Source organism: Stenotrophomonas nitritireducens, assembly GCF_050984405.1.
GTDB classification, from domain to species: Bacteria; Pseudomonadota; Gammaproteobacteria; order Xanthomonadales; family Xanthomonadaceae; genus Stenotrophomonas; species Stenotrophomonas nitritireducens_B.
In genome coordinates, this window is record NZ_CP158790.1 from 3,042,189 (window position 1) to 3,055,798 (window position 13,610).

The 13,610-nt window shown below is 70.1% G+C and carries 10 protein-coding genes and 1 pseudogene; 5 read left to right on the forward strand and 6 right to left on the reverse strand.

Annotated features, from left to right (window positions below; translation table 11 throughout):
- The first annotated feature begins 118 nt into the window (after positions 1–118).
- Positions 119–2,215: a M13 family metallopeptidase gene (locus ABTV91_RS13540; protein ID WP_433854184.1), complete on the forward strand. Its 2,097-nt coding sequence runs from the start codon at positions 119–121 to the stop codon at positions 2,213–2,215.
- Between the two features lie 252 nt (positions 2,216–2,467).
- On the forward strand, positions 2,468–4,477 hold the full coding sequence (locus ABTV91_RS13545) for a M13-type metalloendopeptidase (protein WP_433851897.1): 2,010 nt from the start codon (positions 2,468–2,470) through the stop codon (positions 4,475–4,477).
- A 151-nt stretch (positions 4,478–4,628) separates the two neighbouring features.
- On the opposite strand, the gene ABTV91_RS13550 is transcribed toward ABTV91_RS13545, so the two are convergent.
- The 6 genes and pseudogenes from ABTV91_RS13550 to ABTV91_RS13575 all read right to left on the reverse strand — a co-directional run bounded on the left by ABTV91_RS13550 (position 4,629) and on the right by ABTV91_RS13575 (position 10,590).
- Entirely contained in the window at positions 4,629–5,297 is a 669-nt protein-coding gene (locus ABTV91_RS13550) for a rhomboid family intramembrane serine protease (protein WP_433851898.1), read from the reverse strand.
- A gap of 398 nt (positions 5,298–5,695) precedes the next feature.
- A complete protein-coding gene (locus ABTV91_RS13555) occupies positions 5,696–6,136 on the reverse strand; it encodes an MGMT family protein (protein WP_433851899.1) in 441 nt (146 codons plus the stop codon).
- Positions 6,034–7,002 carry a DMT family transporter gene (locus tag ABTV91_RS13560; protein ID WP_433851900.1) on the reverse strand — a complete coding sequence of 323 codons (969 nt, stop codon included), beginning with the start codon at positions 7,000–7,002 and terminating at the stop codon, positions 6,034–6,036. The genes ABTV91_RS13555 and ABTV91_RS13560 overlap by 103 nt, the downstream gene beginning before the upstream one ends.
- 54 nt (positions 7,003–7,056) lie before the next feature.
- Complete coding sequence (gorA, locus tag ABTV91_RS13565; protein WP_433851901.1) at positions 7,057–8,409, reverse strand: glutathione-disulfide reductase; 1,353 nt, start codon at positions 8,407–8,409, stop codon at positions 7,057–7,059.
- A 332-nt stretch (positions 8,410–8,741) separates the two neighbouring features.
- A pseudogene (locus ABTV91_RS13570) lies at positions 8,742–10,035 on the reverse strand (DUF418 domain-containing protein).
- Positions 10,036–10,107: 72 nt separating this feature from the next.
- Positions 10,108–10,590 carry an FKBP-type peptidyl-prolyl cis-trans isomerase gene (locus tag ABTV91_RS13575; protein ID WP_104939124.1) on the reverse strand — a complete coding sequence of 161 codons (483 nt, stop codon included), beginning with the start codon at positions 10,588–10,590 and terminating at the stop codon, positions 10,108–10,110.
- A gap of 110 nt (positions 10,591–10,700) precedes the next feature.
- Between ABTV91_RS13575 and ABTV91_RS13580 the strand changes: the two genes are divergently transcribed.
- From ABTV91_RS13580 to ABTV91_RS13590, 3 genes are all read left to right on the forward strand, one after another.
- A complete protein-coding gene (locus tag ABTV91_RS13580) occupies positions 10,701–11,237 on the forward strand; it encodes a C40 family peptidase (protein ID WP_433851902.1) in 537 nt (178 codons plus the stop codon).
- Positions 11,238–11,342: 105 nt separating this feature from the next.
- Positions 11,343–12,095 carry a C40 family peptidase gene (locus tag ABTV91_RS13585; protein WP_433851903.1) on the forward strand — a complete coding sequence of 251 codons (753 nt, stop codon included), beginning with the start codon at positions 11,343–11,345 and terminating at the stop codon, positions 12,093–12,095.
- 179 nt (positions 12,096–12,274) lie between these two features.
- Positions 12,275–13,609, forward strand: coding sequence for a sigma-54 interaction domain-containing protein (locus ABTV91_RS13590; RefSeq protein WP_433851904.1), 1,335 nt, complete (start codon positions 12,275–12,277; stop codon positions 13,607–13,609).
- Position 13,610 lies beyond the last annotated feature (1 nt).

Genomic DNA, 13,610 nt, shown 5'->3' on the forward strand with positions numbered 1-13,610 from the left:
GGCAACCGGCATGACCTTCGACACCCTTTCGGCGACGGTTACAGGCGTATCTTCTGCGCACGCCCCTGTGATCGGGGTCTCACCCCATGCACCGAATCCGGCCTGGAGGCCTCCTGTGATCGTTCGCAAACCCCAGATTCTCCTGCTGACCCTGGCCGTCTCGGCCGCGCTGGTCGGCTGCAAGAAAGAAGAAGCCCCGGCCACGACCGCCGCCGCACCGGCTCCCGAAGCCGCCGCCGAGCTGAAGCTGGACGAGTCCAAGCTGCCGGCCTACAACGCCTTCACCGCGGCCGACCTGGATCCCAGCAAGGACGTCTGCACCGACTTCGGCGGCTACGTCAACGACAAGTGGCTGAGCGCCAACGAAATCCCGGCCGACCGCACCAGCTGGGGCGCCTTCACCATCCTGGACGAGCGCTCGGTCGCCGTGCAGCACCAGCTGGCCGAGCAGGCCGCGGCGATCAAGAACGCCACCGGCGTGGAAAAGATCGTCGGCGACTTCTGGGCTTCGGGCATGGATGAGGCCAAGATCAACGCGCTGGGCATCGCGCCGCTGAAGGCCGACCTGGACGCCATCGACGCGCTGGCCGACAAGGACGCCATCGCCAACTACCTGCGCACCAGCGCGGCCAAGGGCGAGAACGTGCTGTTCGGCTTCGGTCCGGAAGCGGACTTCAAGAACTCGGCGGTGAACATCGCCTACGCCAGCCAGGGCGGCCTGGGCCTGCCGGACACCACCTACTACACCGACGCGAAGAAGGCCGACAAGCTCAGGGCCTACCAGGCGCACGTGGCCAAGGTGCTGGAACTGTCGGGCGTGGCCGCGGCCGACGCCGCCAGGCAGGCCGAGGACGTGGTCAAGTTCGAGACCCGCCTGGCCAAGGCCTCCAAGTCCAGCGTCGAGCTGTCGCGCGACGTGTCGCTGTACTACAACCCGGTCACCGTCGCCGACGCGGACAAGCTGACCCCGAATTTCAGCTGGACCCAGTTCTTCCAGGCCCAGGGCGTCGCCACGCCGGAGAAGTTCTCGCTGGCGATCCCCGGCTTCCACCAGGAAGTGAGCAAGATGCTGGGCGATACCGACCCGGCGATGTGGCGCGCCTACCTGCGCTTCCACACCGTCGACGGCGCCTCGCCGTACCTGAGCGATGCCTTCGTGCAGGAGAACTACGCGTTCTACGGCAAGGAGCTCAACGGCCAGAAGGAAATCAAGCCGCGCTGGAAGCGCGTGCTGGGCACCATCGAGAACGACGCCGGCGAAGCCTTCGGCCAGATGTACGTCAAGGTCGCCTTCTCGCCGGAAGCCAAGGCGAAGATGGAAGAGCTGGTGAAGAACCTGGCCGCCGCGCTGAAGGACCGCATCCAGAACCTGCCGTGGATGAGCGCCGAAACCAAGGCCAAGGCCATCGCCAAGTGGGAAACCTTCACCCCGAAGATCGGCTACCCGGACAAGTGGCGCGACTGGAGCGGCCTGCAGACCTCGCATGACGACTACCTGGGCAACATCCGCGCCGCGACCGCGTTCAACTACAAGTGGGCGCTGTCCAAGATCGGCCAGCCGGTGGACAAGACCGAGTGGGGCATGACCCCGCAGACCGTCAACGCCTACTACAACCCGCTGCAGAACGAGATCGTGTTCCCGGCCGCCATCCTGCAGCCGCCGTTCTTCGATCCCAACGCCGACGACGCGCTGAACTACGGCGGCATCGGCGCGGTGATCGGCCACGAGATGACCCACGGCTACGACGACCAGGGCAGCCGCTTCGGGCCGACCGGCAACTTCGAGAACTGGTGGACCGAGGCCGACGCCAAGGGCTTCGCCGGCCTGACCGGCAAGCTGGTCAAGCAGTTCGACGAGTACAAGGTGGGCGACCAGAACGTCAACGGCTCGCTGACCCTGGGCGAGAACATCGCCGACCTGGGCGGCCTGGCCACGGCCTACGACGCCCTGCAGAAGGCCAGCGCCGGCAAGGAAGATCCGAAGATCGACGGCTTCACCCGCGACCAGCGCTTCTTCTTCAACTGGGCGACCGTGTGGCGCACCAAGTACACCCCGGAGAACGCCAAGGTCCGCCTGGCCACCGACCCGCACGCACCGGCGCAGTTCCGCGCCATGGGCGCGCCGTCGAACCTGCCGACCTTCGCCGCCGCGTTCCAGTGCAAGGCCGGCGCGCCGATGGTCCGCACCGGCGACAAGCAGGTGGTGATCTGGTAAGCCGCGGCTGAAACCACGGTACCGACGAAGGCCCGGAGCGATCCGGGTCTTCGTTTTTTCCGCGGCACGCGCCTGCAGTCGCACGGCATCGCGTGCAGGCGGTTGCGCCCGCGCTCGGCGCGGCGGCCAGGGCCCGCGCCGAAGGCGTCCGGCGGGCCACCGCCGCACGTTGCACGCCGGTCCGACGACACCCGCGCCGGTGCCGGCTTGTTAAACTCCGCCCACTTTCAATCCTTGATGGATTCGCTGCACATGCCCACTCTCCGTCCGCTTTCCCTGGCACTGGCCTTCGGCCTGGCCGCCGCGCTGTCCGCGCCAGGCGCCGACGCCGCGCGCAAGAAGGCTGCCCCGCGCGCGCCAGCGGTCAGCCCCGCCTGCACCGATTTCTACGAGCAGGCCAACGCGGACTGGCTCAAGGCCAATCCGGTGCCGCAGGTCGGCACGGTGACGGCGCTGGGCCAGCTGGCGGAAAACGCGCGCAACCAGCAGCGCCAGCTGCTGGACCGCGCCATGAGCGCGCCGCAGGGCAACGTGCAGAAACTGCTGGGCGACTTCTGGGCCAGCGGCCTGGACGAAGCGGCGGTGGAGGCCGATGGCTCCAAACCGATCGCACCGCTGCTGGGCCGTATCAACGCGATCAAGAAGGCCAAGGACATCCCCGCCTCGATCGCCGCGCTGCACCAGGTCGGCATCCCGGTGGCGTTCAACTTCGCCCCGGACGTGGACCTGAAGGCGCTGGACCGCCACATCGGCTACTTCATGCAGGGCGGCATGGGCCTGCCCGACCCGGCTTTCTATACCCGCACCGACGCCGACACGGTCGCGCTGATGGGCCGTTACCGCGCCTACGTGAAGCAGATCCTGGCGCTGACCGGCACCGCGGCCAACAGGCTCGATGCCGAATCGGCGCTGGTGATCCAGCTGGAAACCGAACTGGCGCGCAACGCGCAGCCGCTGGCCGGCATCAACAATCCCTTCAACAACTACGCGCCGGTGTCCACCAAGGACCTGACCGGCCGCTACCGCAACCTGCAGCTGGATGCCTTCCTCAAGGCGCAGGGTGTCAACGACGACCTGGTGTCGCTGTCCGACCCGGCGCTGTTCCAGCAGCTCAACGGCCTGATCACCCGCCTGCCGGCCGACCAGTGGAAGGCCTACCTGCGCTGGCGGGTGGGCGATGCGATGGCGCCTTACCTGTCCAAGGCCTACCGCGACGCCGAGTTCGAGTTCCGCGGCCGCGTGCTGCGCGGGCAGACGCTCGCCCCGGCACGCAGGGAGCAGGTGCTCGACGCCATCAACGTCGCCGCCGGCCCGATGCTGGGCCACGAATACGCGGCCGCCTACGTCAGCCGCGACGCGCTGCGCCAGGCCGGGCTGATGGTCGACCAGATCCGCGAGGCGCAGATCGCCGCGGTCAAGCGCAGCGCGTGGATGAGCGCCGAAGCCAAGGCCGAAGCGGAAGCCAAGCTGGCCGCGCTGAAGATCGAGATCGGCAAGCCGCTGCGCGACCTGGACTACACCGTGCAGCCGATGGGCCGCGGCAGCTTCGGCGGCAACATGCTGATCGCCTCGACCTGGCGCCACACCCAGGAAATGAAGCGCATCGGCAAGGGCAACGCCGACCGCCGCTGGGACGTGCTGCCGCAGCAGCCGGCGCTGGCCTACGACCTGGCGCAGAACCGCCTGATCGTCACCGCCGCCGCGCTGCAGGGACCGATCTTCACCGATGCCGCGGGCCTGCCGGGCAAGTTCGGCGCCTACGGCGCGCTGGTCGCGCATGAGATCAGCCGCGCCATCGACGCCAAGGGCGCGCTGGTCGACGCCAGGGGCGAACTGCGCAGCTGGTGGACGCCGGCCGACAAGAGCGCCTGGACCCTGATCGGCAACCGCGTCGCCGCGCAGTACGCCGGCTATGCGTTCCCCGGGGTGAAGGACGCCAAGGTCAACGGCGAACTGACCCGCGACGAGAACATGGCCGACATCTCCGGCGTGGAAATCGCCTGGGAAGCCTTCGCCGCCGCGCAGCCCGAGGCCAGGCCGGCCGACCAGCAGGCCTTCTTCCGCGCCTGGGCCTCGCTGTGGCCGCAGCAGCTTTCGCCCAACGCGGCGGTGCAGCGCCTGACCGCCGAAGCCCGCGCGCCGGGCCGCTGGCGCACCAACGGCCCGCTGGCCAACCTGCCGGCCTTCGGCGCGGCGTTCCAGTGCAAGCCGGGCCAGCCGATGCAGCGCACCGAGGCCGAGCAGATCAAGGTCTGGCGCTGACCGGCGCCGCCGCGAAGAAGCACGAAAAAGGCGCGGAATCCCGCGCCTTTTTTCGTTTCCTGGCCTTGTAGATGCGGGGCTCGCCCCGCATGAGGCCTCGCTTGGACAGCCCCGTGCCGGGCAAGCCCGGCACCTACGGTGATGCGGCGCGTCACTTCACCCGGCGCAGGTGGTTCGGCCGGCCGCCACCGCCGCGCCGGTTGAACGGCGGCTGCCCGCGCCAGTAGCGGATCAGCAGCCAGCCGAACAGCATGCCGCCCAGGTGCGCGAAGTGCGCCACGCCCGGCTGCCAGCCGGTGAAACCCAGCATCAGCTCGATCGCGCCGAATACGAGCACGAAGGTGCGCGCCTTCATCGGGATCGGCGGGAACAGCAGCATCACCCGCTGGTTCGGGAACAGCATGCCGTAGGCCAGCAGCAGGCCGAACACGCCGCCGGACGCGCCCAGCACTCCTCCCCCCTCGCCCATCAGCCCCGCCACCAGCAGCTGGCACAGGCCGGCGCCGGCCACACACACCAGGTAGTACGTGGCGAAGCGCTTCTCGCCCCAGGTCAGTTCCAGCGGCGCGCCGAACATGAACAACGCCAGCATGTTAAAGAACAGGTGGCCGAAGCCGCCATGCAGGAAACCGTAGGTCAGCAACTGCCAGGGCTGGAAGTTCTGGCCCGGCGAGAACGGATCGAAGCCACCGGAACTGATCGGCCACAGCATGAACGGCTCGAACGTTTCCAGGCCGAGCAGGAACGGCTGCTGCAGGACGAACAGCACGACGTTGGCGATCAGCAGCGCCTTGGTGACGGTGGGCAGTCGGGGAAACATGGCGGCATCCTTGGGAACTGCCGCCATGATAGCCGGGGACGCGTCGTCGCCTTCGCTGATGCGTCGTCTTCAAGCTGACGCACCACGGTCTGCAGGACAGGCCGCGGGCCTCGTCGCGCGCTCCCATACCCCTGCCGCTTCGCAGCCGCCCCCCGACTCAGGGGGAATGCGTCATCGCCTTCGCGCTGACGCCCCGCGGTTTGCGCAGCAAACCGCGGGCCCCATCTCGTGCTCCCATACCCCCGCCGCTTCGCGGCCGCCCCCTGACTCAGGGGGCTTTCCTCCAGATACATCCGCGGGCGCCGACTGTCAGCTGCGCTCTCGATCCACTCACACGGCACCCACCGGCACAACGCGCCACTGCTCTCGTTCCTCGTTCCTCTCCACTCGTTCCTGCTTCAAACAGGTCCCCAGATCTGGGCATCCAGGTCCCGCGCTGGCCGCTCGCGCTTGACCCTGCCGTTCTCGACCTGCATGCCTTCGGCGCGCAGCCGCTGGGCCTGCTCGCGCCAGCCGGCCGAGCCCTCGGGCATGGCGATGCGCCCGTCCGAGCGCAGCACGCGGTGCCACGGCAGGCTCCGGTCCTCGTTGGCGCCGAGCAGCTTGGCCACCAGCCGCGCGCGGCCCGGCAGCCCGGCCTTGGCCGCCACTTCGCCATAGCCCATCACCTGCCCGCGCGGGATGGCGCGGATCACCGCCAGGATGCGCGCATGCCCGGCGCCGGCAGCGTCGGTGCTCACCGCTTCCTGGTCACGCCGCTGCCCACCAGCAGCACGCCCAGCAGCACCAGCACGGTGCCGGCGCTCTGCCACGGGCCCATCGGTTCGTCGAGCAGCCATACGCTCAGCACAATCGTGGATACCGGGCCCAGCATACTCACCTGCGCGGCCAGCGAGGAGCCGATGCGCTTGACCCCGATCATGATCGCCAGCACCGGCAGCACCGTGCACACGGTGCCGTTGAGCAGCGACAGCCAGTACACCGGCGCCGGCTGCCTGCCGAGCGCGGCCAGCGGCTGCAGCAGCAGGTACTGGCCGATGCACAGCACGCAGGCCATGGTGCTGGCGTAGGCGGTCAGGCGCACCGCGCCGATCCGCGCCACCGCCTGCCCGCTGCCGAACAGGTAGACCGCGTAGCTGAGCGCGCTGGCGAACACCAGCGCCGAGCCGAGCAGCGTGCGCCGGCCGTCGAGCTGGATGTCGTGGCCGAACGCCAGCAGCACGCCCAGGTAGCTGACCAGCAGCGCCGCCACCTGCAGCCGTGTCGGCCGCTGCCGCAGCACCACCAGCGCGATCAGCACCACCAGGGTCGGGCTGAGGTAGAGGATCAGCCGTTCCAGCGTCGCGGTGATGTACTGCAGGCCGAGGAAATCCAGATAGCTGGACAGGTAATAGCCGCTGAAACCCAGCACCGCCACCCGCCACTTGTCACCGCGCGACAGCGCCTGCGCGCGGCGCCCGGCCCACGCGCCCATCGCCACGAAGAACGGCAGCGCGACCAGCATGCGCAGCGCCAGCAGGGTGGTGGCATCGGCACCATGGCGGTAGGCGAGCTTGACGATCACCGCCTTGCCGGAGGCGGCGATGGCGCCGACGGCCGCCAGCAGCAGGCCGCTGGCGAGCAGGCGGCGCGAGGTGGTGGGCAGCGGCGAAGCAACGGCCGCCGGCGGGGCCGCATCGGCGGCGCGCCTGGAGGAAGCATTCACTGTATGAGGGCATCCGGGGGAGATGGCCCCGGCATTATCCCGCCGGCGGCGCGCTCAGCGCATCAGCACCACTTCCTCGGCCGAGGTCGGGTGGATCGCGACCGTGTCTTCCATCTGCCGGCGGGTCACCCCGGCCTTCAGCGCCACCGCGAAGCCCTGCAGGATCTCGTCGGCGGCATCGCCCAGCAGGTGGATGCCGACGACCCGCTCCTCCTCGCCGGCGCAGACCATCTTGAACAGCGCGCGCATCTGCCCGTCGCCAAGCGCCTGCAGCATCGGCCGGAACCGGCTGTGGTAGGTGCGGACCGTGTCGAAACGCGCGCGCGCCTGTTCCTCGCTCAGGCCCACGCCGCCCAGCGGCGGGTGCGAGAACACCACGCTGGGCACGTTGTCGTAGTCCAGCCGCGCCTCCGGCTGGCCGCCGTACAGGCGATCCATCAACCGGCGCGCGGCGGCGATCGCCACCGGCGTCAGCATCGCCTGCGCGGTCACATCGCCCACCGCGCTGATGCCGGGCACGGAGGTGTCCTGGAACGCATCGACCACGATGGCGCCCTGCCCGTCGAGCGCCACGCCCGCCGCCTCCAGCCCGAGCCCGCGCGTGCTGGGCGCGCGGCCGGTGGCGAACAGCACGGTATCGAACACCGCATCGGCGGGGCCGCCCTGCAGGTGCGCGTGGATGCCGTCCCCGCGCCGCTGCAGCGCCTGCACCTGGCATCCGAAACGCACCACGATGCCCTGCTGGCGCAGGTTTTCCGCCAGCTGCACGGTCATCTCCTCGTCGAACTCGGACAGCAGGCGCGGCCCGCGCACCAGCAGCGTCACCTCGCTGCCCAGCCCGTGCAGCACGCCGGCCAGTTCGACCGCGATATAACCGCCGCCGACGATGGCCACGCGCGCAGGCGCCGCCTGCAGGGCGAAGAAATCGTCCGACACGCCGCCCAGCTCCGCACCGGGCAGGTCCGGCTTCAGCGCATGCGAGCCGGTGGCGATGAGGATGTGCCGGGCGTGCAGCCGCGTGCCGTCATCGCACTCCACGGTGCGCGCGTCGAGCAGGCGGCCGCGCTGGGCGATGTGCGCCACGCCGCTGTCCTGCAGCCGCTGCCGGTAGCTGGCGTGGATGCCGTCGATGTAGCGCTGGCGGCGCTCCAGCAGCCGCGGCCACGCCACCTGCGGCGCGGCGGGCACGTCGAACCCGAGCTGCGCGGCGAGCGTAATGCGCTCGGCCAGGTCGGCCGCCAGCCACATCGCCTTCTTCGGCACGCAACCGACGTTGACGCAGGTGCCGCCCAGCAGCGCCGGTTCCAGCATCGCCACCGACGCGCCGTGGGACGCCGCGCGGAACGCCGCCGCCAGGCCGCCGGAGCCGCCGCCGAGCACGACCACGTCGAACGATCGCGGGCTCACGGCAGGCACTCCATGCGGCAGCCAGAGGCCGCGACCGTCGGCGCGCGCCCGTTGATGAAGTCGGCCATCGCTCGTCCACTCCTGTTGCCCATGCTGGTGGCGGCATGCCATGTCCGGTCGCGGCCGGCCTGCACAGGCGTTGACGGTCCGGATCGGCGGGGCCGTGTATTCCTCCGGCGCTGGAGACGATCTGGCGGCATCCCCGGCCTCCAGCCCGCCCACGCTTCGCGCCCCGGCCCACGCCAGCCAGCGGCGTGGGCGCTCCTCCGCGCGCGCGCCAGTGACGCGCACGCCGTTTGCTTCACCCCCCGCGGGAAAGGGTTTCGTGCCCCTCAGGCCCGCGGGCACCCGCCCGGCTGGTGCGTGCCGGCGTCGTCGCGGCGCAGGGGCGGCAGCCGCCAGTAGGTGATCGCCCGCCACAGCCATTCCATCGGCCCGAAGCGGAAACGGCGCAGCCAGGCCCGGCTGAGCGCCGCCTGCGCGGCGAACAGCGCCACCGCGAACAGCAGCTGCCAGGCGCGCCCCATCTGCTCGAACAGGCCCAGCCCGTAGCCGTAGAACAGCAGCGTGCAGACCAGCGACTGCCCCAGGTAATTGCTCAGCGCCATGCGCCCGGCCGGCGCCAGCCACCGCAACGCGTGGCTCCAGCGCACGCCCCAGGCCAGATAGCCCAGGCACATCAGCAGGCCCGCGACCGAGGCCAGGACATAGGCCGTGGCCGAACGCAGGTCGAAACGGCCCGGCGCCAGCCATGGCTGGTACCACGCGCTGCCCAGCATCAGCACCAGGCCCAGCGGCAGGGCGCCCCAGCGCAGCCACGCGAACAGGCGCCGGTGCTCGGCGGGCCGGGCGATGGCGCCGCTGCGCGCGAACCAGCTGCCGATCAGGAACATGCCCAGCACCTGCGGCCCCCCACCACCAGCAGCGCGCCCAGCGATGCGGCGAAATCACGCAGCCGTTGCAGCACCGCCTGCGCGTAGCTGCCATGCCCGTAGGCCTGGCGCTGCGCCTCGATCGCCGCCTGCGCGTGGGCCGCCTGCGTGGCCGCGGCATCGGCCGGCATCAGCGCCACCACCGCGCCCAGCAGCAGCATCAGCCCCGCCGCCGCCGCCGCCAGCCAGCCAGCACGCCCATCGCCGGCAGCCAGCCGCGCGGCGCCTCGCGGAATGCCAGCAGCAGGAAGGACAGCAGCGCATAGGCGACCAGGATGTCGCCGGACCACAGCAGCAGCGCGTGCGCCAGGCCGATGCCCAGCAGGCCCAGGCTGCGGCGCAGGTAGAAACGGTTGAAGTCGCGCCCGGCGACCTCGGCGCGCTGCGCCATCACCGCGAAGCCGGCGCCGAACAGCAGCGAGAACAGGGTGAAGAACTTGCCCTGCACGAAGAGGTAGACGAAGGCGTCCGCCCAGCGGTCCACGCCCCGCCAGTGCGGGTCGATGCCAGTGGTGGACAGGTCCATCGGGCCGACGAAGGCCTCCATGTTCATCAGCAGGATGCCCAGCAGCGCCAGTCCGCGCAGTACATCGAGCGTGGCGATGCGTTCGTCCGGCGCGATGGGCTGGAAAGTGGCGATGGACACGTTGCGTGGTTCCCCGTGGATGGAGCGGCGATTAGAGCATGCGGTCATCGCCGCCGGCCGCCGGAAACGAAACGGCCCGCGCGGGGCGGGCCGTTCATCGTGGCGTTGCCGGTCGGGCAATCAGTGGTGGTGGCCACCGTCGCCGTGCACGTGGCCGTGCTGCACTTCTTCCTCGTTGGCCTCGCGGACTTCGACGATCTCCACGTCGAAATGCAGGTCCTTGCCGGCCATCGGGTGGTTGAGGTCGACGTCGACCACGGTCATGCCGACCTTCTCGACGGTGACGGCGCGCGGGCCGAAGTTGGTCTGCAGGATCACCTGCTGGCCCGGGACCAGGCGGGTGTTGCCGAAGTGCTTCTTCGGCACGCGCTGGGTCAGGCCCTCGCGGCGCTCGCCGTAGGCGTCGGCCGACTTCACGTCCACGCCGAAGCTCTCGCCGGCTTCCTTGTCCATCATCGCCGTCTCCAGGCCCGGGATGATGTTGCCGTGGCCGATCAGGATCGCCAGCGGCTCGCCACGCTCGCGGGAGCTTTCGATCGGCTCCTGGCCGACTTCGGAAACGGTGTAGTGGAAACGGACGACGCGGTCTTTTTCGATCTTCATGCGCAACTCTTCAGTGGCTGCCCGCTGGCAGACGTTGGGACGGCCTTGCCGGCCGACGGGGAGGCGGCCATCATGGCTGCCGTCTTGAGGTGGCGCATTATCCGGGCTCCATGCACATCACGCCAGTTTTCCGAGGCCGCCGCTGGCGGCTGCCGGCCCTGCTCGCCGGGGTCGCCGTCCTCGCCGCCTGCGGCCATGCGCCGGCCAGGCGTTCACCGCCGCCTCCCCCGGTCACCCACGCCTGGCCGCAGGTGACCCCGGCCGACCCGGCCGCCGCCTCGTCGGTGCTGATGCGGGCGCTGGGCCTGGTCGGCACGCCCTACCGCTACGGCGGCAACACGCCCGAATCCGGCTTCGACTGCAGCGGCCTGGTCAACTACGTCTACCGCGACATGCTGGCGCTGAACCTGCCGCGCACCTCGCGGGAACTGGCCGCGCTGCAGGGGCCGCGCATCGCGCCGCGCCAGCTGGCCGCCGGCGACCTGGTGTTCTTCGGCGACAAGGGCAATGTCTGGCACGTCGGCATCTACGTCGGCGAGGGCCGTTTCGTGCATGCGCCGAGCACCGGCGGCACGGTCCGGCTGGACCAGTTGGACGGCCCCTACTGGCGCGACCACTACACCGGCGCCAAGCGCGTGCTGCGCTGAAGTGCGCAATGCATCACACTGAATAATGAAAAATTAACGAAATTTGTACCTATACAAGCCCTTCACAGGGCATGATCGCCCATCGAATTTTTCCGTGACTGCCGCGTGACGAACGAAAATCCGTCCCATCCGGGTCAACCCGGTCACCGAATTCCCGCGTTCCGCCGGCTGCTGTGCGCCGCGGCGCTGACCATCGCCGCCGTTCCGGCCTTCGCCCAGAGCGTCCCGGACGCCGATCCCGCCGCCGCCGCGAAGCCGGCCGCCGCCAAACCCGAAACCCAGCGCAGCAAGGCCGACGCCGCCGCTACCGCCACCCTGGCCGCCCTGCTCCCGCACCTGGCCGCCAACGACACCATTCCGCTGATGGACCGCTCGGCCATGTTCGCCGGCGACCTCAGCCGCCTGCTCTCGGCCTACGACGCCTCCAAGAGCGTGGCCAGCGCGACCGACACCGCGCTGGCCAACGACAGCGACGGCAAGGTGCAGTCGATCCTGCGCCGCGCCATGACCCTGCTGGGCACCCCGTACCGCTGGGGCGGCACCTCGCCCGATGCCGGCTTCGACTGCAGCGGCCTGGTCGGCTACGTGTTCCGCACCGCGCTGGGCATCGAACTGCCGCGCGTCTCGCGCGAGATGGCCAGCCAGGCCAGCAACGAACTGATCAAGGACCGCTCGGCGCTGGTCGCCGGCGACCTGGTGTTCTTCGGCCGCAAGGGCCGCGTCGACCACGTCGGCATCTATGTCGGCGAAGGCCGTTTCCTGCACGCGCCGAGCACCGGCAAGGACGTGCGCACCGATACCCTGCTCAGCGGGTACTGGGGCGACAAGTTCATGCAGGCACGCCGCCTGGACCTGTAAACCGGTCCGGTTCCGGAACCCCCGAAAGCCGCGGCCCCGCCGCGGTTTTCGCGTTTCCGGACAGATGAATGCACGGCGCCGGGTTTTTCCAGCGCATTCAGGCACATATTCCACTTTCCGCGGCATTTCCCGCGGTTTAGGAAAGGTATAAGTTGGTCGCTTGCAGCCAGGTGACCGCCATGCCCGCAACACCTGCTCCCTCCCGCCGTTGCGTAATCTGGTTCGGGACGCCCTGTTCGACGGAACGAGCCCTGCTGGCGTCCAGCGGCTGGCACATACGCGCGGTGTCGTTGTCGGAGACCGGCGGGGTGGGCATGCGCAGCGAAGACATCGTGATCGGCGTGCTGGATTTCAGGACATGCACGGCCAGCGAGCTGGCCTCCGCCGCCGAGGTAGCGGCCGCCTACCGCCATCTTCCGCTGTTCGCGCTGCTGCCGGCGCTGCCGGACGAGAGCGACGTCCAGCTGCAGCACGCCCTGTCGCATTGCCGGCACCGGTTCGCGCATCCGCTGGACCACGCCGAACTGCTGCGGCGACTGGCATCGCTGAAGGAAACGTCCGCCCTGGCGTCCTGCGACGACGCGCTGGCCTGCCTGCTCGGCGAGAGCAGCGCGATGCTCGCCATGCGCGCGACCCTGCGCAAGTTCGCGCCGGTCGACCTGCCGGTCCTCGTCACCGGCGAAACCGGCACCGGCAAGGAAGCGGCCGCGCACGCGCTGCACCGCCTGTCGCCGCGCAACGGCCACCCGTTCCATGCGGTCAACTGCGGCGCGATCGCCCCGACCCTGCTGCAGTCCGAACTGTTCGGCCACGAGCGCGGCGCCTTCACCGGCGCCACCACGCGCCGCGCCGGGCTGTTCGAAAGCGCGCATCGCGGCACCGTGTTCCTGGACGAGGTCGGCGACCTGCCCATGGAGGCGCAGACCAGCCTGCTGCGGGTGCTGCAGGAAGGCACGGTCGAGCGGATCGGCAGCAACCAGTCGATCCACGTGGACGTGCGCGTGCTGGCCGCGACCCACGTGGACCTGGAACAGGCGATGGAACAGGGGCGTTTCCGCAGCGACCTGTACTACCGGCTCAACGTGCTGCGCCTGACCATGCCGGCGCTGCGCCGGCGCGAGGGCGACATCGAGCTGCTCGCGCTGCATTTCCTGCACGAGTTCCGCGCGCGCCACGTCATCCGCGCGCGCGGCTACACGCCGGCCGCGCGCCGGGCGCTGGCCGAGTTCCACTGGCCCGGCAACGTCCGCGAGCTGCTCAACCGCGTGCAGCGCGCGGCCATCACCACCGACAACGAACTGATCGACTGCGCGGACCTGGAACTGGCCGCACCGGCCGAGACCCGCGAGCGCCTGCAGGACGCGCGCCTGCGCGACGAACGCGAGGCGCTGGTAGCCTGCCTGACGCGCAGCCACTACAACGTCAGCGCCTGCGCGCGGCTGATGAAGGTCTCGCGCGTCACCGTCTACCGGCTGTGCCGCAAGCACCACCTGCAGCTGGAAAGCCTGCGCTGAC

Coding starts and splice junctions, on each gene's coding strand:
- ABTV91_RS13555 (WP_433851899.1), bottom strand. CDS start 6,136: ATGGCTGCTCGACGAACCGATGGGCCCGTGGCAGAGCGCCGGCACCGT.
- ABTV91_RS13575 (WP_104939124.1), bottom strand. CDS start 10,590: ATGAAGATCGAAAAAGACCGCGTCGTCCGTTTCCACTACACCGTTTCC.
- ABTV91_RS13590 (WP_433851904.1), top strand. CDS start 12,275: ATGCCCGCAACACCTGCTCCCTCCCGCCGTTGCGTAATCTGGTTCGGG.
- ABTV91_RS13550 (WP_433851898.1), bottom strand. CDS start 5,297: ATGTTTCCCCGACTGCCCACCGTCACCAAGGCGCTGCTGATCGCCAAC.
- ABTV91_RS13545 (WP_433851897.1), top strand. CDS start 2,468: ATGCCCACTCTCCGTCCGCTTTCCCTGGCACTGGCCTTCGGCCTGGCC.
- ABTV91_RS13580 (WP_433851902.1), top strand. CDS start 10,701: ATGCACATCACGCCAGTTTTCCGAGGCCGCCGCTGGCGGCTGCCGGCC.